This window comes from Hydrogenobaculum sp. (genome assembly GCF_049967395.1).
In the GTDB taxonomy this organism is placed as follows: domain Bacteria; phylum Aquificota; class Aquificia; order Aquificales; family Aquificaceae; genus Hydrogenobaculum.
On the sequence record NZ_JBMFST010000002.1, the window covers coordinates 35785 to 59524 of the forward strand.

Sequence of the window (23740 nt, forward strand, 5' to 3'; positions counted from 1 at the left end):
GTCAATATCTTTTAAAGTCTTTGGCTTTTAAAATGGTGCCTGCAAGAAAATCTATATCCACCTTCATAGACCCCCACACGTTTTGAGCAAGCTCGTCAAAGCGCTTTCCTATAAGCTTAAGAGCCGTGTTTACAAGAGCGTCTTTATCGTTTACCCATTTCATAAGTCCCACATCCACCACATACTTATCGTAATGACTTACAAAGCTCCTTGTAGATATGACAGGCGTGCCAAAGTATGTGGCTTCTAAGTTTATGGTACCTCCTCCTCCAATAAACAAAGAAGCAAAAGCCAAAAGATGCTGGATTTTGTATTTCTTTTCCAATATTATGGCAAATTTAAAAAGCTCTTTTAAAGGCTCTGCTTCATACCTTGGTATTATTACAAACGTTGCATCTATTTTATCTTTTAACTCTAAAAGCCCATCGTACAAAAGGCTATATTTTTTCATCACATAAGAGGCTTTAAACTCCTCTTCCCTTACTACTATTATGGGTTTATCCAAAGGTATAGCCATCACATCTTTCACATAGTTGATATCTGGTTTAAAATCGTAAAGCCATATCAAAGGGTCTATAAAATCGTATGTGTAAACTTGATCTTTTTCCAATGCAAACCTATAAAATATTTCATCTGGGACCACAAAAGGCTTCAAAGCTACACTAGAAAGAGGAAGCGTAAGCCTCGCTTGAGGAAGCGCCTTTTTAAAATCATGTTTATAATCAGACAAAGGTATATCGTAAAAATTCACTATAGGGATACCAAGCCCGTAAGCTACCCTGTTGGCATCTACGGAGCATATACTTACCATGACATCTGGGTTGTATTCATCTAGAAGTTTTGTCATTTGATACATTCTTTCTATACTAGCGTGAAGCTTACCGTTTAAAGTACCACCTCCAAACCCACCCACAACTTTGTAAGGTATATTTAGCATATCAAGAAGCTCCACTATTTCCTCATAGCCTTCGGATTTTCTAGTGGTAATAAAAACATCCTCTCCGTGGCTTTTTAAATGTCTTACAATAGGACTAAAGAATAAAGCTGCCTTAGGAGTTACTATATCAAACCATATCATTCAACATATTATAACATTATGTTTTATCTTCTAAAAAGAATATTTAAGAGTATCGTTAGTATAATGCTCAAAATTATAGAACTCACCAAAGGAAAGTAAAATACAAAGTTTCCATTTTTATAAACGATATCTCCTGGCAATCTTCCTATTGGTATGTTTAATTTTCCAAAAAGCGTTATTAAAAGCCCAAAACCAACGAGTATAAGACCAAAGATGATAAGAAGTTTTCCAAACTCGTTCATAGCTTTAACTCTACAGGGTAATTGTCGGTAAAACAAGCATCACAAAAAGAGTCTGGTTCTTGTACAGACCTCATCAGCCCTTCTAACGACAGATATTTTAAAGAATCTGCCCCTATAAACCTTCTTATATCTTCCACGGACATATGGCTTGCCATAAGCTCTTCTTTTGTAGGTGTATCTATGCCATAATAACAAGGTCCTATGACTGGTGGAGAAGCTATTCTCATATGTACTTCTTTGGCTCCAGCCTCTTTTAAAAGATTCACTATGCGCTTTGATGTGGTACCCCTTACAATGGAATCATCTATTACCACCACGCTTTTGTCCTTTACGATACCTTTGTTTGGGTTTAGCTTCATCAAAACGCTTAGGTTTCTAATATCTTGAGTAGGAGCTATAAATGTCCTGCCTATATAGTGATTCCTAACAAGTCCCATTTCGTACGGAATATTTTTGTATTGACTATACCCTATGGCTGCTGGCATACCGGAATCTGGTACTGGAATAACTATATCTGGAATTATATCGTCTTCTTTGGCAAGCTCCATGCCCATTTTCTTTCTAACGTTGTAAGAGTATTCAGAAAATATAAGACTATCAGGCCTCGCAAAATACACATGCTCAAAGATACACTTTTTTGGTTTTTGGCTTTTAGCAAAAAAGTAAGTTCTTATACCGTTTTCATCCACTATGGTGATTTCTCCTGGTTTTATCTCACGCCAATAATCTGCCTCTATTATGTCAAAAGCGCAAGTCTCAGAGGCAAACACAATAGCATCCTGACGCCTTCCCATTAAAAGCGGCCTAAAACCAAGAGGATCTCTGGCAGCTATAAGCTTCCCGTTTATTATCATAAGTATGCTGTAAGCTCCCTCCACAAGCTTTAAAACACTAACAAGATATGGTATAAGCTCTTCGTCCAATATATGAGATTCTACAGATAAATCTTTTTCTACTATATCTAAAAGCCCTAAAAACACCTCTGTATCTGAGGAGCATTTTAGTTCAACGTTGTTTGCACCAAGAAGTCTTCTTAGAAGGTTGTAGTTTGTGAGATTTCCGTTGTGGACCACCGCCACTTTCCCAAATCTTTTAGATTCTCTGACTATAGGTTGAATGTTTTGGATAGAATCATCACCCGCAGTAGAATATCTAACGTGAGATATAGCCACCTTACCTTTTAAATTTTTTAGCTCTTCCTTAGAAATAGCCTCCAGCACAAGGCCTTTGTTTGCAACCCTTTTGATATCATGGTTAGAGTAAGAGCATATACCAGCGCTCTCTTGTCCTCTATGCTGCAAAGCATATATACCAAAGTAAGCAAAGGTAGCTGCCTTTGAAAAGGCTACTTGTTCTTCCTCTTCATTCAAATAAACGCCAAAAACACCGCACATCAATTATAATATAAATGATTTTTGTTAAAAAGTTATGGCAAATTTTATAACTACCATTAGAATATTTTGTGGCATTTTAGCCTTTTGCTTTATAATATCTTCTCACTATTTCATAGCTTTCATAGTATTTAGCATAGGAGCCATATCAGATTGGTTTGACGGCTCTATTGCAAGAAACAACAAATCTATCACAGAGTTTGGAAAGGTATACGACCCTTTCGCAGACAAAATTCTCGTTTTAACGGCAGTTATGGGGCTTTTATACAAACACATGCTAAACCCTTATGCAGCTACGTTCTTAATGATTAGAGAACTAACGGTTTCTTTTTTAAGAAGCGTAGCAAAAAACAAAGACAAAGGGGCTATCTTAAGCGGGAAAATAAAAGCGTTTTTTGAGATGTTTAGTATCATTGTAATACTTCTTGGTTTTATCCAAATTGGTAATATACTTTTCGATATAGGTCTTTTCTTCGCCTACGTCTCTTTGTATGGCTATTTAAAAAGGTGGTTTTATGAGTGATATAATAGAGGTTTTCGGCAAAAAACATACCGCCCATGGATTAAACTTTTACATTACACACTTTGATTTGTTGGCAAAGTGTCTTGACAGAGAACATTACGCTTTTTTGGTGGGTGGCTATGTAAGAGATAGAATAATAGGAAAACCAATAGACAAAAGCGTGGATGTAGACCTTATAACCACTCAAGAGCCTATAACTGTTGCAAACCGCTTTAAAGAGCTTCTTTTCCAAACATACGGTATAAAAGCTGACGTATTTGAGTTTGAAAAAAAAGAACCTTGGATAAAAAGAAACAAGATAGCCACATTAATATTTAACGAAGGAAGTTTTAAATATAGATTTGATATAGCAATATTAGAAAGCGGTGGTTTAAAAAGCTTTTTTGGTATAAGACCATCCGCCGATGAATGGGAAAAAATATTAGAAAAAGATTTAAAGGATAGAGATTTTACCTGCAACGCTATAGCGGTAAATTTAGATGATGTATTATCTGTGGGCGCCCAGCAAACAATACTCTTTGACCCAACAGGCGGTATAAAAGACTTAGAAAATGGGATTATAAGACCCATATCTTACGAAAATCTCAAAAAAGACCCAATAAGGCTTTTAAGAGGAGTTAGGATAGCAAACGAACTAGATTTTGACTTGGAAAAGGGTTTTACAGATTTTTTGAAAGAAAACCACAAACTTATAAAAAATAGCGCTAAAGAAAGAATAAGCGTAGAATTTTTTAAGCTTTTAAGACTAAAAAACTCTTACAAGGGAATGGAAACGCTTTTTGAAACAAACGCTATTTACAGCATAATACCCTACTTAGAAGATATAAAAAAAGTATCAAACCAAGGACATCACCACATATACCCCCTCGATAAGCATACGTTGAAAGTTTATGAGTATGCAGATAAGATTTTAGAAAACGATAATTTAGACATACCCTTTGACAAAGAACTCTTAGCTTTTATTAAAAGCCAAATACCAGAATACAGCTTTTTAGGAGAGTTTGGCACAAAAGAAGCTATCAAGCTAAGCGCTTTACTACACGATATAGGAAAACCCCATACTATGAAGATAGATGAAAAGGGCAACATTACCTTTTACGAGCACGACAAAGTAGGTGAAGAACTTGTATCTAAAATATCCAATGAGCTTAGCTTTGGAGAAGAGCTTTCAAGATTTTTACAAAAGATGGTAAGAATGCATCTAAGAATATTTTATCTTAGGGAATCTTTGGAAAATCTAACCCCTAGGGCTTATGGAAAGCTCTTAAGAGAAGCTGAAGAAGATATATACCCACTTATGATACTTACTATAGCAGATGCTATGGGCTCTAAAGACGATGAACCTACAATGAAAGCCTTAGAGAAAACCGTTAAAAACATAATAGAATTCAAACTAAACAACGTGCCAAAACACATAGAACCGCTTCTTAGCGGTAAAGAGATAATGGATATATTAAATATACCAGAAGGAAAAACCGTTGGGCTTTTAAAGAACAAGCTTTTAGACCTACAATACGAAGGGCTTATAAAAACAAAGGAAGAGGCGATAGAGTGGCTTAAAAAAGAAGGTGAAAATATAAACCCATGAAGCTTTGGGACTTATACGAAGGAAAAGATTACAAGATAAATCCTACATTAGATAGGATATTAAAAGCAAGGGACTATGTAAAAAACCCAGAAAAGCAATACAAGTCTATAATAGTAGGTGGGACAAACGGCAAAGGATCTACCTGCGCTTTTTTAAACTATCTTTTGGTAGAACATGGACTTAAAACTGGGTGGTTTGTATCGCCTCATCTTGTAAGAGAAAACGAAAGGCTAAGGGTAAACAATATCCTTATAAGCGATGAAGAGTTAGAGTATTATGTTAAAGATTTAAAACCCGTATTTGAGAAATTTGAGCTAACGTACTTTGAAGCCATAACCCTAATGGGGCTTTTGTATTTTAAAGATAAAAACGTAGATATATATATGGGAAGTGGGAATGGGTGGAAGATGGGACGGGACCAGAGCATCTTCGCCTTTTCTCGGGGTTTTAACAAACATAGGAAAAGATCATATGAAATGGCTTGGAAACACCGTGGATAAAATAGCAGCAGAAAAACTTGAAATAGCAAATGGCACAAAAACATTTCTGATAGGAAACAACAGATACCCACTTTATCCAATGGCAATAGAAAAAGCAAAAGAGCAAAACACAAAACTTTTTGTAGCTGGTGAGGATTTTGAGTATAAAGGTTATATAGAAAAGCATAGTACTTATATAGAAGAGTTTAGTTTTTTGGATTTTCATATGAAAAACCTAAAATTAGGGCTTTGGGGAAAACATCAAATAGACAACGGAGCTTTGGCCTTGGCATCATTTCTTACTATACCAACGATAGAACCTCTTTTCAAACCAAAAGAAGAGTTTATAAAAAAAGCCTTAGAAAAAACTTACTGGGAAGGGCGTATGGAGATTTTAAGAGAAAAACCTCTTATAATGGTGGATGGGGCTCACAACGTGAGCGCTTTGGTAAAGATAATAAAAGATGTAAAAGAGCATCTTAACAATATAAGGCTTGTAATGGGAAGCCTAAAAGACAAAGAATGGCAAAAAGAGTTAGATATACTAAGAGCTTACTTTGACGAAATTACATTTGTACCTATACATTACAAAAGAGCGGAAGATATAAACACTATGATAAATTATGCTAAAAGCATAGGTTTTAAAACATATACCTTAGAAGATGCAAAAGATATCCTATCTTTAAAAGAAGATGTGTTTGTGTTTGGGTCTTTGTATCTTTTGGGTGAACTAAAAAAAGCTATGGAAAAATCATAATTATTAAATATTTAATTTTCTATCTCATTTATTACACTCTTTTAACCTTGAAAACGCATTTTTTAAATCTTCTATAGTTTTTATCTTAAAATCCATAAACTGGTATAATAGTATAGCATGGCTCAGCGTATAGAAGTATTTTGCAAATGCGGTATGATTTGGAGGTAAAAAGTGTATTTTCAGGATATAATACTAAATCTTCAAGATTTTTGGTCTAAAAACGGATGCGCTATAATGCAAGGCTACGATATAGAAGTGGGAGCCGGGACCATGAACCCAGCTACTTTTTTGAGGGTGCTCGGCAAAAAGCCTTTCAACGGAGCTTACGTAGAACCCTCAAGAAGACCAAAAGATGGAAGGTACGGAGAAAACCCAAACAGACTACAACATTATTTTCAATTTCAGGTGATATTAAAACCAGCTAAAGAAAACTCCCAAGAACTTTACCTTAAAAGCTTAGAAACCTTAGGCATAGACCAAAACCTTCACGATATAAGGTTTGTAGAAGATGACTGGGAGAGCCCTACGCTTGGCGCTTGGGGTCTTGGATGGGAAGTATGGTTGGACGGCATGGAAATAACCCAGTTTACTTATTTCCAGCAAGCAGGAGATATAGATTTGGACCTAATAGCTTGCGAAATAACCTACGGGCTTGAACGTATAGCGATGTATCTTCAAAATGTCGACAACGTGTTTGATTTAAAGTGGAACAAAGACCTCACCTACAGGGATATATATTTTGAGTTTGAAAAAGAGTGGTCTATATACAACTTTGAAAAATCAAACCAAGATAGACTTTTTAAGCTTTTTGAAATATACGAAGAAGAAGCGAAATCTCTCATAGAACAAAAGCTTGTATACCCAGCTTACGATTACGTGCTAAAGTGCTCTCACACTTTTAACCTTCTAGATGCAAGGGGCGCGATATCTGTCCAAGAAAGAACCAACTATATAAAACGCATAAAACATATGGCATCTCAAGTAGCTTCTTTATACGTAGAAAAGGAGAACAGCCTATGAACGATATACTCTTAGAACTTCAAACGGAAGAGCTTCCCTCTTCATTTTTGCTAAAAGCCAACGAAACCCTTAAAGATACAGCAAAAACCTTTTTAAAAGAAAAAAACATAGAATCAAGCGAAGATATAAAAATATTCACAACCCCAAGAAGAATAGGTATTTTGATAGAAAGCTTACCAGATTCAAACAAAAAAGAGGAAATCCTTATAATAGGACCTCCTTATGAGGCTTGCTACAAAGACGGTCATCCTACGAAAGCTTTAGAGGCTTTTCTTAAGAAAAACGACGCTTCTTTAGAAGAGGCCTTTAAATACGAAAAGCAAGGCGGTGTATATATAGCCATAAAAAAACAAGTGGGCGGTATATCTATAGAAGAGCTTTTCAAAGAGTTTCCAGATTTTGTGATAAAATCTTTGACCTATAAGAAGATGATGAGATGGGACAACTCTTCTATGAGGTTTCCAAGACCCATCAGGGGTATAGCACTTATTTTAAACGATAAGCCTATATACCCTTATAAAAACACATCAAGAGGCCATAGGTTTTTATCAAACGAATTTGTGATAGAAAACGCTAAGTCTTACGAGGAGCTTTTAAAAAAGCATTTTGTAATACCTACCTTCAAAGAGCGAAGAGATATAATATTAAATTTGGTTTTATCAAAAGCCAAAGAACTAAATATAACCCCAGATTACGAAGAAGAGCTTATAGATGAAATCACAAACTTGGTGGAATACCCTTACCTTGTGGTAGGAGAATTTGAAAAAGAATTTTTGAGTTTGCCAGATATAGTTATTAAAACAGTGCTGGCTCATCATCAAAAGTTTATTACCACAAAAAAAGAAAGCATCACAAACATTTTTTTTGGTATATCAAACATAGAAGATAAAAAAGGCTACATAAAAGATGGTTATCAAAAGGTGGTAAGAGCAAGGCTAAGAGACGCCGTATTTTTCTACAACGAAGATCTAAAAAGACCTTTCGAATTTTTTGTAGAAGAGCTAAAGGGTATCATGTTTCATCACAAACTTGGAACGATGTTTGATAAAACTAAAAGACATGTAGCTTTGGGAGAATATTTGTCTTTGGCTTTTAATACAAAAAAAGATATCTTGATAAAAGCCTGCAAACTTTCTTTGTTTGATATAGCCACAAACATGGTAAAGGAGTTTGACGAACTTCAAGGCTATATGGGTATGATATATGCAAAAGCCAAAAACGAAGACGAAGAGCTATCAAAAGCCCTTTTAGAACAGTATATGCCAGACAAGATAGAAGGTGTTCAATCTACAAAAACTGGAGCTTTGCTTGGTATCATAGTAAAATCAGACAACATAGTATCTTTGATAGGGGCTGGCGAGATTCCAAAAGGTACATCGGACGCGTACGGTATCAAAAGAAACATATACGGTATAATAAAAACCGTTTTAGAGCACGATTTTAATATAGATTTAGAAAGGCTTTTTTACAAAGTTTTTGAGCTTTTAGAAAACAAACAAAAGCTTCTTAGCTACGAAGAAATTTTATCTCATATCAAAAACCTTTTCAAAACAAGACTAAACACGTACTTCGAAGAGTATCCTTACGACATAGTAAGGGCTGTTTTGGAAGTAGAAGACCCTCTTATGGTAAAAACTATAAAAAGCAAAGTAGAACTCTTATCATCCAATAGGGATATAGTAGAAAATATAGCAAGGGTGTATAAAAGAATAAGAAAAATACTGCCAAAAGACTTTATACCAAAGGATATAAAAGAGGAATTTTTTGAAAGCGATTTGGAAAAAGAGCTTTACAAGATTTCAGAAGATATAAAAGATAAAGAGTTTTCCAAAGAACTGTTAGAATATATAGACCACAAGAAGAAGATAGTGGATGAATTTTTTGATAAAATACTTGTTATGGCTGAAAATATGGATGTAAGAAACAACAGACTCAGCTTGCTTTACAATATCTATAAAAGCTTAAAACAGATAGCAGATTTTGAACACGTTGTTATAAAGGAGGCATAAAATGAGCATCGGTAAAAAAATAAGGCTTGAACGTATCATCAACAGAGAAACCCAAAAAACAATAATAGTACCAATGGACCACGGCGTAAGCTCAGGGCCCATAGAAGGTCTTGTGGATATGAAAAAAACCATAGACGCAGTATCAGAGGGTGGTGCAAATGCTGTCCTAATGCACAAAGGCCTTGTAAAAGCAGGACACAGGGGCTCTGGTAAAGATATAGGCCTCATAATACATCTTTCTGCTTCCACAGACCACTCGCCCACAAAAAACGACAAGGTGTTGGTATGCACAGTAGAAGAAGCTATAAGGCTTGGAGCGGATGCAGTTTCTATACACGTCAATATCGGAGCTCCGATGGAAAGAGAAATGTTAAGAGATTTCGGATACGTATCAAGAGTTTGTGACGAGTGGGGGATGCCGCTTTTAGCTATGGTATACGCAAGAGGACATGAGATAAAACCCCAAGACCAGTACGACAAAACCTTTGTAGCACACTGTGCAAGAATAGGAGAAGAACTTGGAGCAGATTTGGTAAAAGTGCCCTACACAGGAGATGTAGAGTCATTTAAAGAGGTAGTAAGAGGTACTCACATACCCGTGGTAATAGCAGGTGGGCCCAAGATGAAAACCGAAAAAGACGTTCTTGAAATGGTAGAAGGTGCTATAAAGGCTGGGGCAGCTGGGCTTTCTATTGGAAGAAACATATTCCAAGCCAAAGATCCCAAAAAGATAACAAGAGCTATGTATATGATAGTGCACGAAGGTAAAACTGCAGAAGAAGCATCAAAATTTTTACACTCATAAATAGGAGATAAAAAATGATATTAAAAGGCAAAAAAGCTCTTATAATGGGTTTAGCAAACGACAAAAGTATAGCTTACGGTATAGCTAAAAGCTTCAAAAGAGAAGGAGCAGAAATAGCAATAAGCTACGCCGGTGAATCTGTGAAAAAAAGGGTTATGCCTATAGCAGAGGAGCTTGGTACAGAGCTTGTTTTTGAATGCGATGTATCGAAAGACCAAGATATAGAAAACCTATCCAACAACATAAAAGAAGCTTGGGGTAATATAGATATAGTAGTGCACTCTATAGCTTACGCTCCAAAAGATGAGTTTAAAAACGGTGTTATAGACACCACAAGGGCTGGTTTTGGCATAGCCATGGATATATCGGTTTATTCTTTCATAGCGGTTGTAAGAGCCTTTTCAAATATTATGAACGAAGAAGGAGCATTTTTGACGCTTTCTTACTACGGAGCTCAAAAGGTGGTGCCTCATTACAACGTCATGGGTATAGCAAAAGCAGCTTTAGAAAGCGCTACAAGGTATCTGGCTTTTGATATAGCAAAGAAAAATCAAAGGGTAAACTGTATATCCGCAGGTCCTATTAAAACGTTGTCTGCATATAGCATCACTGGATTTCACCTTCTGATGGAACACACCGTTAAAGTAAGCCCATTGGGAAGGCATGTAACCATAGAAGAAGTAGGAGATACGGCAGCGTTTTTGTGTAGCGAGTGGGCAAGGGGTATAACAGGGCAAACCATATATGTAGATAGTGGTTACAGCATAATGGGTGTTTCCGACAAAGAAGAAGAGTGAGAGGTTTTCGTTGATAGAGCATTTTAGTTCAAAAAACTTTGAAAAGGAACTAATAGGGTATTGTATAGGTTGTAATTGCGGTTGTAAGTTTATAGCTTTTGTTAAAGATAACAAAATAGTTGATGTAACAGGACACCCTTCCGATAGACTTGGAATGGGTAGTTTTTGCACAAAAGGAATAGCTCTTGTCCAAGAACTTCCTTTTTCAGAGTTTAGACTAAAAGAATCAAACAAACCCAATATAGATTTAAACAAAGACATAGGCATATATGTGGATAGATTTTGCACAGAAGAAGAGCTTCAAAGGGCTTTTTCTTTTACAGAAAACGTATATTCTAATATGCTTTACGTTGAAAAGCCTAAAACCATAGAAATAGAAAATATACCAGATAAAAAAGTAATCCTAAACATATCAGAACCTTCATACTACGATGTGATGCTATCAAGGTGGATTATAGATGCCAAACAAAAGGGAGCAAAACTCTTCAGCGCTGGTGCGATGTTTACAAATATAACGTTTAAAGCAAACTACAAAAAACTGATACCGCCTTCTGAATTTTTGAGCTTTTTAGAAAACATAAAAAACGCTTTTGAGATAGGGCATAGCGAAGATGAATTTATAAACAAGTTTGCACTATTTTCAACAAAATTAAGCGATGCCCTAATTGTAATAGAAGATAGCTATATTAAGATAGATAGAGATTTCGTTTTAGAGTTTTTAAAATATATGAAAGAAAAATACAACATAGACTATGTAATCACCGGCAACATAACCCATTGGCCTGTCAAGAATATAAAAGAACATTTAAAAGATATCGAAAATCATGAAATCGTTGTAAACGTAGGGGATATGTTTAGGTATATACCAGACGACAAGTTAGAAATATTTTCTAAAAAAGATATACTTAGCCTTTCTCAGATGGCAAATATGAGCGTAAACTTATCAAAATACTATCTTCCAAGAAAGTTTTTTATAGAGATGGATTTTACCAAGAAAACGGCGTTTTTAGATGTAGGCGCTCAAGCTATCTTTGAAAATGAAAACTCTTACACGCTTCTTGATATAATACCAAATGTAGGTAAGAATATATCTTATACTAAAAGCCCAAAACAAGAAACCACAACGTTGCAGGGTCCCACTCTTTTTGTAGGACACAGCGTAGTAGATGATATGGGACATTATTCAAGGTGGCTTCACGAGATAGAACCAAACCAATACATATACATAAATAAATCTTTGGCAGAGATTATAAATATAACCGATGGAGAGCTTTTAGAAATCACCACCGAATACGGAAAAGCCGTTTTAAAGGTAAAAATATCCGCCAACATACCAGACAACACATTTTTTATCTCAGATGGTTTTGACGAATATCAACCCTTTTACGAAGGGGTAAGGCCTGGAGTTTTGGCTATTGACAAAAGTTTTATCCCAGTGATAAGATATAAGAAGCTATAAAGTTAGGAGGTTTCAAATGAATAAAAGCTTAGAAGGCAAACTGGTGGTTTTCCTAGACGAAGTTGGTATCGAGGATATACCTTACGTGGGTGGAAAAAACGCATCCTTGGGGGAGATGATAAGACATCTAAAACCAAAAGGAGTAAACGTACCTTACGGTTTTGTAGTAACCGCTGAAGCTTACAGATACTTTATAAAGCACAACAACCTTGAAGAGAAGATAAAGGATACGTTAAAAGACTTAGATCCTTCAAACTTAGATCAACTTGCCAAAAAAGGACACGCTGTAAGAGAGATGATAAGGGCCGGGGAATTTCCACAAGACCTAGAAGATGAGATAACAAAAGCTTATGAAAAATTATCCCAAATGTATAACACACATGCAGTAGACGTGGCGGTGAGATCTTCTGCCACTGCGGAGGATTTGCCAGATGCTTCATTTGCAGGCCAGCAAGAAACTTACCTAAACGTAGTAGGAGCTCAAAATGTCTTGGTAGCCGTTAAAAATGGCTTCGCATCGCTTTTCACAGACAGAGCCATATCTTATAGACACTCTCACAACTTTGACCACTTTAAAATAGCCATATCTATGGGCGTGCAAAAAATGGTGCGTTCAGATTTGGGTGCATCTGGAGTCATGTTTACCATAGATACAGAAAGCGGCTTTAAAGATGTGGTAGTCATAAACGCTATATATGGTCTTGGAGAGATGATAGTCCAAGGTATGGTAACTCCAGATGAGTATATGGTCTTTAAACCAACTCTCAAAAAAGGCTTTTCCGCTATTATAGAGAAAAAACTCGGCAAAAAAGATAGGAAAATGATATACGGGATGGGGTCTGACAGGGTAAAGATAATAAACGTACCTCAAAATGAGCAAAAGCTATACGCTTTAAACGATGATGAAATACTTACATTGGCCAAATGGGGCATAGAAATAGAAGAGCACTACCAAAAACCGATGGATATAGAATGGGCGAAAGACGGCAACGACGGACAGCTTTACATAGTCCAAGCAAGACCAGAAACAGTCCAATCAAGACGCCAACAAAACAAACTATTAGTGTATGAAATAAAAGACCCTCTTGAAGAAAGAATAAATCATAGGATATTAAGCGGTATAGCAGTAGGTGATAAAATAGCCGTAGGCACAGCAAAAGTAATTCACAGCATAAAAGAAGCTTCAGATTTTAAAGAAGGAGACATACTGGTTACAGACATCACAGACCCAGACTGGGAACCAATAATGAAAAAAGCCGGAGGTATTATTACCAACAGGGGTGGTAGGACTGCTCATGCAGCTATAGTAGCAAGGGAGTTTGGAGTACCAGCGGCTGTAGGCACTCAAAAAGCCACGGAAGTATTGAAAACCGGTATGAGGGTTACGCTTTCTTGTGCTGAAGGAGAGACCGCTTACGTATACGACAAAGAGTTGGAGTTTGATGTAAAAGAGATAGATTTATCAAATATCAAAAAGCCAAAAACCAAAATAATGATAAATGTAGCAGATCCAAGTTCTGTGTTTAGATACGCCGCTATTCCAAATGACGGGGTTGGTCTTGCTAGAGAGGAGTTTATCATAGCAAACTACATAAAGATACATCCTTTAGCCCTTATAAACTTGGACTTTGTAAAAGAAAAAGACCCAGAGCTTTACAAAGAAATAGAAAATATAACCTTTGGTTACGACAACAAAGAAGAATACTATGTGAAGAAGCTTTCTTACGGTATAGCAAAGATTGCCGCAGCTTTTTATCCAAATCCTGTAATAGTTAGGTTTTCTGATTTTAAAAGCAACGAATACGCAGGTCTTTTAGGCGGTAAATACTTTGAGCCAAAAGAAGAAAACCCGATGATAGGTTGGAGAGGCGCTTCTAGGTATTATTCAGATAAGTTTAAAGTGGCTTTTGGTCTTGAGTGTAAAGCTATATTAAGAGTTAGAAATAAAATGGGTCTTGACAACGTAAAGGTGATGGTACCATTTTGTAGAACACCTCAAGAAGGCGCAAAAGTGTTGGAAACCATGAAAGAGTTTGGGCTTGTAAGGGGAGAAAACGGTCTTGAAGTTTATGTAATGGCAGAGATACCGAGCAACGTGATATTGGCAGACCAATACGCAGAAATATTTGATGGATTTTCCATAGGTAGCAACGACCTAACACAGCTTACCCTTGGCATAGATAGAGATTCTGATTTGGTAGCCCATCTTTACGATGAAAGAAACGAAGCAGTAAAAATCATGGTGGCAAATCTAATAGATGTAGCCAAAAAAACAAACAGAAAAGTAGGTATATGTGGCCAAGCCCCAAGCGATTTCCCTGATTTTGCTCAATTTTTAGTAGAAAAAGGCATAGACAGCATATCCCTAAATCCAGACTCAGTTTTTAAAACTATGCTTGCTGTCGTAGAAATGGAGGAAAAATTGCATAAATAATATATGTGAGGTATTTATGGAAAAAGTTGTTCCTCTTGCCAAAAAGCTTTTAGAGGAAAAAGGAAGCATACTCTTGGTTTGCCATGAAAACCCAGACGGTGATACCCTAGGTAGTGCTTTGGCTTTATATATTTTTTTAAAAAAATTAAATAAAGATGTTTACGTTTTTTGTAAAGACAACGTTCCTAAGTTTGCCCAATTTTTACCAAGAGTAGACGAAGTCCTTCATCCAAAAGATTTGGAGGGAAAGTTCTTTGATTTGGCAATTATAGTAGATGCTTCTGGTTTCAAAAGAGCCAACTTTGAAATTTCATCAAACTGCAAAGCACGTATTGACCATCATGTGGGTGGGGATTTTTACGGACTTTACGATTTTGTAGATTATTCTTACGCTTCCACCACGCTTTTGGTTTATGAGCTTTTAAAATATATAAACAAAGATCTTATAGACAAAGACATTGCCCTTTGCCTTTACACTGGCCTTTGCACAGACACAGGATTCTTTAGATACTCAAACACTACAAAAGAAGTGTTTGACGCAGCATCATCGCTATGTTCTTACGGTGTAGAGCCAAACTACGTTTGGAAAAACTTTGGAGAAAGAGAAAGCCTATCCAAGCTAAAGCTTATAAGCAAAGCCCTAGAAAACCTTGAGATATTCCACAGCGGAAAAACCGCTGGTATTGTTATAACCCAGAGTATGATAGAAGAAACTGGAGCTCTTTACGAAGATACAGAAGGGCTTGTAAACTATCCAAGAAGGCTAGAAGGTGTTTATGTGGCTTTTGCTATGATAGAAACTAAAAAAGAAGACGGCACAACGTTTTGGAGAGTATCTTTAAGAAGCAAAGAAGAGTTTGTGGATGTGTCTAAAATAGCACAGCGCCTTGGTGGTGGTGGCCATAAATACGCTTCTGGTTGTAAATTGTACGACGATATGCATACATCTTTGTACAAGCTTTTAGACAGCATAGCTTTAGAATTAAACGCTTTCAACAAAGATAAAGAGCTTTCTTTGGAAGAGGTAAAAGTTTAAATATATTTTTTAAAAGCCCCAAAAGGTGTAACCTTGGGTAACATTTACTATCTTATACAATCAGTCGTTTTTCAACAAGCTCTTAAGAGGTATAATTAATTGCATGATTTACACTTTAGAAGAAGCAATAGAAAAAATAAAAGAGCACAAGTCCCAAAACAAGAAGATAGTTTTTACAAACGGATGCTTTGATATAATCCACGCTGGGCATGTGAAATATTTAAACATTGCTAAAAGCTACGGAGACATTCTTGTGGTAGGGCTTAATTCAGATAATTCTATAAAAAGAATAAAAGGCGAGAAAAGGCCAATAATACCTCAAGAACAAAGAGCTTATGTGCTCAGCCAATTAAAACCTGTTGATATGGTTGTTATCTTTGATGAGGATACGCCTTACAACCTTATAAAAGCTATAAAACCAGACATCCTTATAAAAGGAGCGGATTGGAAAATAGAAAACATAGTAGGAGCGGATATAGTATTATCACATGGGGGCAGTGTAAACACTATAAAATTTGACTACGATACTTCCACTTCAAAGATTATACAAAAGATAATAGAGCTTTACTGTGAAAAGCAATAAACAGGTGTTGGTATATACGCGATATGATACAATAGCTCTATGGAAAAAAGATGGTTTAGAAACGGATTTTTCATAGATAGAGATAAAGATATAAAGTTTTTCATGGATAGGTTTCAAACAAGACCAGAACGCATACTCTGGATATACGGACCGAAATCTGCTGGGAAGACTACACTTATTGAGTATATTATAGAGAATGAGCTTTTTGAAGATTTTGAGCGTTTAAAACCAAAAGACAGTTTTTGGGTAAAGTATATAAACTTTAGAAGGTATGCTGTTATAAATTATGACTCTTTTTTAAAGACTTTCATAAAACCAGAGAGCACTGATATATCGTTTGAAAGCAAGATAAATTTAGGTATTTTTCAACTAAAAGCCAACATACTTAAGAAAATAGAAGAAAAAGAAGTAGACCTTTTCAACGCACTTATTGATCAAATAGATAAAATAGCCAAAACCAAAAAACCCATCATCATAATAGACGAGATTCAAACTTTGCAAGACATATACATAAACGGTGAAAAAGAGCTTATAAAAGAGTTTCTAAATTTCTTAGTATCTTTGACAAAAGAACTTCACTTAGCACATGTCATTATTTTAAGCTCCAATACGATATTCATAGACCAAATCTACAACGATGCCAAGTTAAAAGTCACCAGCGATTTTTACAAAATAGACCATCTATCCTATGAAGATACCCATGAGTGGTTAAAAGAAGAAGGGTTTAAAGATGATGAGGTAGCTTTTATCTGGGATTATCTTGGTGGATGTATACCATATTTGTATGAGATTATAACCAAAAAAGATAAAATAGAGAATTTAAAAGCTTATCTTGATGAAAAGGCGTTTTTGGCTTATACAGAGATAGCAGATTTTATAATAAGAAAAAATACAAAAGAAGAAGATGAGATATTTAGAATGATAGCAAAAGAGATATTAAAAAATGGATATTTTATATTAGACCCAAATATGGAAAAAAGAAAAGAGATTATGGATGTGATAGACAAATGGGCTCAAAAAGAAATATTTTTTTATGATCCCAAATCTTTAAAAGTAAACGGCAACAACAGAACCTACGAAAAAGGGATGGAGATACTGCTGTCAAAGTAGACCGCAATTTACAAGTTCACAAAAGCTATGAAAAGTGATATAATTATATAAATTAGGGTTGCTAGCTCAGTCGGTAGAGCAACGGACTCTTAATCCGTAGGTCGGGGGTTCGATCCCCCCGCAACCCATATATATGATAATATTCATATTAAAAGCTCGGGGAGAAATATTCATTTTAAGAAACTTTTTCATAACAAAAGCTAACTATATTCTTATCTTCTTTTGAAAACTCTATACCTACTATATAAATTTCTTTGCCTTCTGATAGGTATTTCTCATAATACTTTTTCTCTTTTATTTGTTTTAACGGATTATCTGATGGTTTATCTACTACTTTAAACTCTAGTATGTAGATTTTGTCCTCAACAAAAGCGCTTAGGTCTATGCGACCTTTGTTTGTGGTATCTTCTGCGATGGTTTTTATACCTGCTCCGTTGAAAAGCGCATAAACAACAGATGCATAAAACCCTTCGTATGAGTCTATATCGTTTTTCCTGTACCAATCATAGGGTATGCTTGCAAATAGGCTTTTAAGAGAATCTCTTAGCGCTTCCAAATTTCCCTCTTGAAGGTAAGCATAGAGGTTTAGCTCGGTGCTTTGGGCTTCTACTGCAATTTCATCTGGTAGTACGTAGGTTAAAAATGAATCGTTAAAAGACATTCTTACTTCAAGGTTTGGATATGTGAGAGCAAATACTGTCCTTGCTCCTCTTTTTTGAGAGCCTTTTATAGTAAGATAGCCAGTTTGAAAAAGAAGATTCTCTGGGAATATCTTTTCTAAATCTATGCTTGATAGCATCTCTTCTCCTACTTCTAAGTTTTCTAAATTTGGTATGTAGAATTTTCTATTTTTTAAAAGCCTCATCAAAAAGCTAGGAGTTCCAGTTTCAAACCAATAAGGTTTAAAGCTTTTCTCAGCAAAAAGCAGCAATATATCAAAAGGGTTGTATACAGGCTCCCCCAACCAATTGTAACCGTTGTACCAATTTTTTACTTCATCTTTGTCAAATTCTACAAGTTGGTCCTCAAACACGGTTTCAAGCTCTTTTTGAGTGTATCCACATATTGTAGAAAATTCTTTACTAAGCGTAATATCTCTTAACTGGTTAAGTCCGCTAAATATAGATACCTTTGAAAACCTCGATACACCAGTTAAGAATACAAGTTTAAGATATGGGTCTAAATCTTTTAACGGAGAGTAAAAATCTTTTAGTATCTCTCTATTTTCATAAGCGTTGTCTAAGTTGTCTATAGCATCTAATATGGGTTTGTCGTATTCATCTACCAATACTACCACTGGAGAGTTGTATTTGTCCGCTAAAACTCTAATGGCTTCTTCAAGTTTGCCTTTGCGAGTAGGATATGATAAGCTTATACTGTAATCTTTTTGAAGAGAAAGAAACATCTCTTCAATACTTAGCTTTAAATCTTCTTGGGTTTTGTAGTTGCCTTTTCCAAAGCTTATATGTATTACAGGATGCTTTTTATCCCAATCCCAGTTATCGTATAGATAAAGTCCTTTAAACAATTCCCTTTTTCCAAGAAAAGCTTGGCGGAGCGTATCTAAAAATAGAGATTTACCAAAACGCCTTGGCCTGGATAGAAAATAGTATTTGCCGTAATCGGATAGTATTTTTACAAACTTTGTCTTGTCTACGTAATAATAATTTTTTTCTGTCCTAATAGAAAGAAAGCTCTGCACACCTATAGGTAGTATTTTTTTCATATAAATATTATACAATTGCGCAAGTTGTGCCTCTGTTAAAATTTTGTTTATGGAAATCTTATAAAGGAGGTAAGAATATATGGTGAGAAGAGAAGGTTTAGAATCGCAACCCATATATAAAATACAAACATATGCTATAATAAACCTATGAGCATAAAAAGGATAGTATCTTTGTTTTTTGGTGTTGGGACATTGATGAGTGTTTATGGTGCAGTGATACCTCTTAAAAGCAATGTTAATATGGAAAGTGGTGCTTATGGGATTACAAATTATTACAAAAAAATATCAAAACCCCTTAGCTTTGTATATGTGGGGGATAGCATATCAAAGACCGGAAAAAAGGAAGAAAAATATAGAGTATACATATCAAAAGGTAAGGGTAAGTTTGGAGACGGCGTTTATAGAGTATGGCTTTCTTTCGTAGATGAAAATTATTTTAAAAATGTAGTGGCAAACATCAAAAAGGCAAACGAAGAAGCTTATAAAACCCTTCACAAAAAACCAAAACTAAGCGCAGAAGAAGCTGCAAACGAAATAGTACCTTTAAGTAGTAAACTTACTCTAACAGAGGTAGATTGCAAAAATAAGAAAATCACGCTCATGCTTGGCGGTGGTCAAATAAAGATGAATATGGTGTACAAAATAAATAAAAAATCTCCTGCTATTAATAAAAAAATATACAACCTAGTATGCCAAAAAGGAAAACTTCCCATTATTTATATTAAACAATAGAATGTATGTATATATGCTTTTACAAGGACGGGGAAAAAGAATATTACGAAGTTGATAAAAACATAAAAAAAGTTGATAAGCCAAGAAAGAAAGGCTTTTTAGAAAAAAGAGTGCTGGTGATATCCTCTAAAGATGCTCACTATCTAAAAGAAACATTCCCTAAAACCACCTATGAAAATCTAAAAAATATCATACAAAACCATATAGAAGATGTATATCCAAACGAAAAAATGGATTTTAATTTTAATATAGCAAAAACCTATGAAAACACGGTAAAAGTAAATATATTTGTTTTTCCTTTCGCTATACTAGAAGATGTAAAAAAAGATTTTGAATTTACCCATGTTATAGCGGAACCTCTTTGTTTCAAAACTAAAGAAAATGATATACTTATATACAAAGAAGATGATGTATACAATATATTAGCCGTATCAGAAGAAGGACTTTACAGCTACCTTCAGATAAAAGATTTTTCAAGAGATTACTTTGAGTTTTTTTTAAAAGGTCTTAGCGATTTCGAGATGAAAAATATAATATCCTATGAGGACTTAAGCTTGGATATGGATATCGTAAGAAAACAGCCAAAGGCTTATCCAGTGTTTTTAGATTATATAAAATCTATAGACTTAAAGCCTTACAAAAGGTATTCGGCTTTTAAGATAAACGAAGATTTGGTCTTTAGAGCAATAATATATTTTTTGATAGGGTACGGAGCAGCTTTGTATGTAAACCATAGATATTATCAAGAAAACATAAAAAAGATACATTATCTTGATGAAAAATTAAAGCCTTTTATAAAGGCTGGTTTAGTTACAAAAGAAACCAATAAAAACCATTACAATAAATCATTTATAAAAGCCTATGAAAATACAGTGATAAAGATAGACCCTATTTTTATACTAGACAATATAACCTCTCATTTTCATAAAGGAGATTATCTAACCCAGATAGATATAAAACCTTTACACCCTACAGTTCCTAAAGCTAATTTCACAATCGTTACTAAAAAACCTTTTGAATTTCTAGAAAACCTTTCAAAAGACAGCTGTATAAAGGATTTTAACTTAGAATCTCCTTTGTCAGAAAATATGCAAAAGGTTTATAATCTAAACATGAAGGTAGAATATTTATGCGTACATTAACAATACCAAACTTGTCAAAATTAAAAGATAGCTATAAAAGTATAGATAGAAAAAAATTAGGTATATATATCATTATTATACTTTCTATACTTAGGTTTGTTATATACCCCATGAAAGAAGAGGTAAAAAAAGACAAAGAAAAATTAAATTCGAAACTTCGAGAATATATGGAAGATATAAAGCTGTACACCTCTAAAAAGATAAAACAGCCAAGCCAAAGTGCTTCAAACAACCAAATATCCATAGAAAACCTTTACGGCGAAAACGCTAAATCAAAAGACATACAGATATCTCTTGCTAAAATAGTAAAAAAATATGCCAAGCAAAACAACATAAACCTTCAAAGCATAGAGATGCCAGAACCATCTAAGACCAAGTATATAGAGCAAATAGATATAAAAGTAAGGCTCTCTACCAACGACCCTTATAAGGTGTTTTCTCTTTTCCAATATTTAGAGGCCATGCCAAAATATACCGTTATAAAAGAAACCCAAATAAATACCTTTGGCGGGAACGTGAACTTCTCCTTTACTGTAAGCACCTATAAGCTGTTGAGAAAGATATGATAAAGATTGGTAAAGAAGATATACTTGCTTTTTTGATAGCGTTTTTTGCAGCTTTTATAATATTTAAAAATACCCCTTCTATAGAGTATCCAGTTTTACATATAAATCCTTATCAAAAGCCAAAAACCCAAAATCAATACGAAGAAAATATATCAACAAGAACACTTTATGCTCCAAAATACCTTTTCGTAACAAACCTCTTTAATTTGCCACCGCCTCCTCCTCCGACATTACCTCCTTTGGCTCAGGCTATATTTGTATCAAACGCTGTAAAACTCTCTGGTATATTCGAAAGAGGAAAGATGAGATTTGCCGTACTAACGCTTCCAAACGGTAGTATGATAAAAGTGCATCAAGGCCAGTTGATACCGGCGGATATGGGAGGTGCTCCTCAGGGTCCTCAAGGTTTTCATCCAGGAGGCATGCCGGGGCTACCAAGTTTGCCACAACTTCTTGGTATGCATCCCTCACCTAGTCCACCAAATTTTCCACAAGCAAACGCCAAGATATCAAAAATACCAAAAGAAAAAGGACCTTTTATAAAGGTAACAGCCGTAGGACCAAACTATGTCAGCTTTTCTTTTGTGCAAAAGATACCAAAACAAAAAGGAGCTTTAACAACTTACAAGTACAAATTTTATAAAAAAACCATTAGGATATTTAATTTTGAGGTGAAAAACTATGAAAGGTAGAAAACTTTTGATAGCGTTTAGTGTATCCACTATGCTTTTTTATTCTTGTGCAATGGCTCCCAAAGGAGCTAACCAGATAACTGTATCAAAACAAAGCAAAAAAACCAACGAAAAAGAAAAACCAAACAATTTGGGTGTTATATCAGAAGAGGGTACACCGGTCAATACAAACCCATTAGAGCCAATCCCTATACCAGATTTTTACAAAAAACCAAAAACCGCCCCAGCCCCTCCTCCTCCACCACCTAAAGAAAATAAAAAACTTGATTTGTCAAAAGTTAAGATAGGCACCAAGGAAAAGGTAGCGATAAACGTGCAAAACATGCCCCTTGGAGACTTTGTCCAATACGCTTTAGGGCAAGTGCTAAAGGTACCTTACTTCATAGACCAAGCCACTCAAAACAACAAAACACCAGTCACCATAAATATGCCTGTAAAACTAAAACCAGAAAATGCTCTTAAACTAGTGTTGGGGCTTTTAGAAAAAAACAACATAGAAGTATCTGAAAAAGGCGGCGCGCTTTATCTTAACACTAAACCTACAAATGTAGCACCACCCCCACCTCAAGAAGTCGTATTTTCAAGAAAAGCTTTAAACACGTTTCAAACCATAACTCAAATAGTGCCTCTTAAGTATTTGGACCCCCAAACTGCAATAAACCTCATACACAACATATACCATTCAAGCCTTGACGTGCAGATATTCCCAAAGGCAAACGCTCTTATGATGACAGGACCTGGTTATTCTATTAAAAGCCTCATAGACTTTTTAGATGCTATAGATATACCTTATATGAAAAACAAAAAACCTGTACTTCTTCACCTAACATACTGGTCTCCAAAAGATTTTATAAGTCAAGTATCAAACATACTGCAGGGTCTAAATATACCAATTGCCAAAACCCCAGATCAACCGGGTGTGCTTTTTGTGCCTATAGATTACCTCAACAGCGTTATGGTGATACCCCCAGACGATAAGACTCTAAAGCTAATCATGTATTGGGATAAGAAGTTGGATACTGCAGAATCAGCTGGTTCTGAAGAAAAAGCTTACATATACAAACCGAAATTTACGAGAGCCACTGAGTTGGTCCAAGCTCTTCAGTCTTTATACAGCATCACATCTACAACTAAAACTAAAAGCACAAAATCCCAAGCTCTTCCGTCAAGTCCTGTAATCTCATCTCAAATGGTCGCAAGCCAACTAAATGGTTTAGCTGGTCCAAGCGCATATGGCAATTATGGAGGCATGAGTCCTTACGGTGGAGTGCCCGGTGGTATGGGAAGCTCAGTAACACCTATGGTGCAGGGAGCAGTCCCCGCGCAAAGCTTTAACTCTGGCCCAGAGGTACTGGCGTTTTCTTCAAAAGATCTGAGAGTGGCGGCTGACGATAGGACAAATACTATCCTCATAGTAGCCACACCTACCAAATATAAGCTTGTAAGGAGTTTATTGCAAGAGTTAGACAAACCACCAAAGCAAGTGCTTATAAAGACCACTATAGCAGAGGTAACCCTCACTGGTTCTCTTCAATACGGTATAGAGTGGTATATACAAAATAGATTTAAAA

General features: G+C 35.4%; 22 protein-coding genes and 1 tRNA gene. 19 read left to right on the plus strand and 4 right to left on the minus strand.

What is annotated here, in order from left to right:
• Nucleotide 1: 1 nt before the first annotated feature.
• From ACP5S8_RS00575 to purF, 3 genes are read right to left on the minus strand one after another with little or no spacing between them, the layout of a single operon-like run.
• Nucleotides 2–1078: a DUF354 domain-containing protein gene (locus ACP5S8_RS00575; protein ID WP_461875293.1), complete on the minus strand. Its 1077-nt coding sequence runs from the start codon at nt 1076–1078 to the stop codon at nt 2–4.
• Between the two features lie 23 nt (nt 1079–1101).
• Entirely contained in the window at nt 1102–1320 is a 219-nt protein-coding gene (locus ACP5S8_RS00580; protein ID WP_461870935.1) for a DUF2905 domain-containing protein, read from the minus strand.
• Nucleotides 1317–2714 carry an amidophosphoribosyltransferase gene (purF, locus tag ACP5S8_RS00585; protein ID WP_461870936.1) on the minus strand — a complete coding sequence of 466 codons (1398 nt, stop codon included), beginning with the start codon at nt 2712–2714 and terminating at the stop codon, nt 1317–1319. Before purF ends, ACP5S8_RS00580 begins: the two co-directional genes overlap by 4 nt.
• A 34-nt stretch (nt 2715–2748) precedes the next feature.
• Between purF and ACP5S8_RS00590 the strand changes: the two genes are divergently transcribed.
• The 14 genes from ACP5S8_RS00590 (at nt 2749) to ACP5S8_RS00655 (ending at nt 17439) form a co-directional block, all read left to right on the plus strand.
• The gene (locus ACP5S8_RS00590) at nt 2749–3234 is read left to right on the plus strand and encodes a CDP-alcohol phosphatidyltransferase family protein (RefSeq protein WP_461870937.1); all 486 of its coding nucleotides are present in this window, start codon (nt 2749–2751) and stop codon (nt 3232–3234) included.
• Nucleotides 3227–4822, plus strand: coding sequence for an HD domain-containing protein (locus ACP5S8_RS00595; protein WP_461875294.1), 1596 nt, complete (start codon nt 3227–3229; stop codon nt 4820–4822). The genes ACP5S8_RS00590 and ACP5S8_RS00595 overlap by 8 nt, the downstream gene beginning before the upstream one ends.
• Nucleotides 4819–5322 (plus strand): hypothetical protein, encoded by a 504-nt coding sequence (locus ACP5S8_RS00600; protein WP_461875295.1) that lies wholly within the window; start codon nt 4819–4821, stop codon nt 5320–5322. Before ACP5S8_RS00595 ends, ACP5S8_RS00600 begins: the two co-directional genes overlap by 4 nt.
• Complete coding sequence (locus ACP5S8_RS00605; RefSeq protein WP_461875296.1) at nt 5219–6058, plus strand: Mur ligase family protein; 840 nt, start codon at nt 5219–5221, stop codon at nt 6056–6058. The genes ACP5S8_RS00600 and ACP5S8_RS00605 overlap by 104 nt, the downstream gene beginning before the upstream one ends.
• Nucleotides 6059–6229: 171 nt before the next feature.
• Complete coding sequence (locus ACP5S8_RS00610) at nt 6230–7078, plus strand: glycine--tRNA ligase subunit alpha (RefSeq protein WP_461871622.1); 849 nt, start codon at nt 6230–6232, stop codon at nt 7076–7078.
• Nucleotides 7075–9087 carry a glycine--tRNA ligase subunit beta gene (glyS, locus tag ACP5S8_RS00615; protein WP_461875297.1) on the plus strand — a complete coding sequence of 671 codons (2013 nt, stop codon included), beginning with the start codon at nt 7075–7077 and terminating at the stop codon, nt 9085–9087. Before ACP5S8_RS00610 ends, glyS begins: the two co-directional genes overlap by 4 nt.
• A gap of 1 nt (nt 9088) precedes the next feature.
• The gene (locus tag ACP5S8_RS00620) at nt 9089–9892 is read left to right on the plus strand and encodes a 2-amino-3,7-dideoxy-D-threo-hept-6-ulosonate synthase (protein ID WP_461875298.1); all 804 of its coding nucleotides are present in this window, start codon (nt 9089–9091) and stop codon (nt 9890–9892) included.
• Between the two features lie 14 nt (nt 9893–9906).
• Nucleotides 9907–10689: an enoyl-ACP reductase FabI gene (locus ACP5S8_RS00625; protein ID WP_461875299.1), complete on the plus strand. Its 783-nt coding sequence runs from the start codon at nt 9907–9909 to the stop codon at nt 10687–10689.
• Nucleotides 10690–10699: 10 nt separating this feature from the next.
• Nucleotides 10700–12148: a molybdopterin dinucleotide binding domain-containing protein gene (locus ACP5S8_RS00630; protein WP_461875300.1), complete on the plus strand. Its 1449-nt coding sequence runs from the start codon at nt 10700–10702 to the stop codon at nt 12146–12148.
• Nucleotides 12149–12164: 16 nt separating this feature from the next.
• Nucleotides 12165–14582: a pyruvate, water dikinase gene (ppsA, locus tag ACP5S8_RS00635; RefSeq protein ID WP_461875302.1), complete on the plus strand. Its 2418-nt coding sequence runs from the start codon at nt 12165–12167 to the stop codon at nt 14580–14582.
• Between the two features lie 16 nt (nt 14583–14598).
• Nucleotides 14599–15618, plus strand: a complete 1020-nt coding sequence (locus tag ACP5S8_RS00640; RefSeq protein WP_461875303.1) for a DHH family phosphoesterase — start codon at nt 14599–14601, stop codon at nt 15616–15618.
• A gap of 103 nt (nt 15619–15721) precedes the next feature.
• On the plus strand, nt 15722–16201 hold the full coding sequence (gene rfaE2, locus ACP5S8_RS00645; RefSeq protein WP_461875304.1) for a D-glycero-beta-D-manno-heptose 1-phosphate adenylyltransferase: 480 nt from the start codon (nt 15722–15724) through the stop codon (nt 16199–16201).
• 39 nt (nt 16202–16240) lie between these two features.
• The gene (locus ACP5S8_RS00650; protein ID WP_461875305.1) at nt 16241–17311 is read left to right on the plus strand and encodes an ATP-binding protein; all 1071 of its coding nucleotides are present in this window, start codon (nt 16241–16243) and stop codon (nt 17309–17311) included.
• Nucleotides 17312–17366: 55 nt separating this feature from the next.
• Nucleotides 17367–17439, plus strand: a tRNA-Lys gene (locus ACP5S8_RS00655).
• Between the two features lie 47 nt (nt 17440–17486).
• On the opposite strand, the gene ACP5S8_RS00660 is transcribed toward ACP5S8_RS00655, so the two are convergent.
• Complete coding sequence (locus tag ACP5S8_RS00660; protein ID WP_461875307.1) at nt 17487–19037, minus strand: ATP-binding protein; 1551 nt, start codon at nt 19035–19037, stop codon at nt 17487–17489.
• A gap of 147 nt (nt 19038–19184) precedes the next feature.
• Here ACP5S8_RS00660 and ACP5S8_RS00665 point away from each other — a divergent pair, with 147 nt between their 5' ends.
• The 5 genes from ACP5S8_RS00665 to ACP5S8_RS00685 form a co-directional block, all read left to right on the plus strand.
• The gene (locus tag ACP5S8_RS00665; RefSeq protein ID WP_461875308.1) at nt 19185–19769 is read left to right on the plus strand and encodes a hypothetical protein; all 585 of its coding nucleotides are present in this window, start codon (nt 19185–19187) and stop codon (nt 19767–19769) included.
• A gap of 5 nt (nt 19770–19774) precedes the next feature.
• Nucleotides 19775–20911: a hypothetical protein gene (locus ACP5S8_RS00670; RefSeq protein ID WP_461875309.1), complete on the plus strand. Its 1137-nt coding sequence runs from the start codon at nt 19775–19777 to the stop codon at nt 20909–20911.
• Nucleotides 20899–21477, plus strand: coding sequence for a hypothetical protein (locus tag ACP5S8_RS00675; RefSeq protein ID WP_461875310.1), 579 nt, complete (start codon nt 20899–20901; stop codon nt 21475–21477). The genes ACP5S8_RS00670 and ACP5S8_RS00675 overlap by 13 nt, the downstream gene beginning before the upstream one ends.
• Nucleotides 21474–22169, plus strand: coding sequence for a hypothetical protein (locus tag ACP5S8_RS00680; RefSeq protein ID WP_461875311.1), 696 nt, complete (start codon nt 21474–21476; stop codon nt 22167–22169). The genes ACP5S8_RS00675 and ACP5S8_RS00680 overlap by 4 nt, the downstream gene beginning before the upstream one ends.
• A partial coding sequence (locus tag ACP5S8_RS00685) for a secretin N-terminal domain-containing protein (RefSeq protein WP_461875312.1) occupies nt 22159–23740 on the plus strand: 1582 nt, incomplete at its 3' end. The genes ACP5S8_RS00680 and ACP5S8_RS00685, both read left to right, overlap by 11 nt.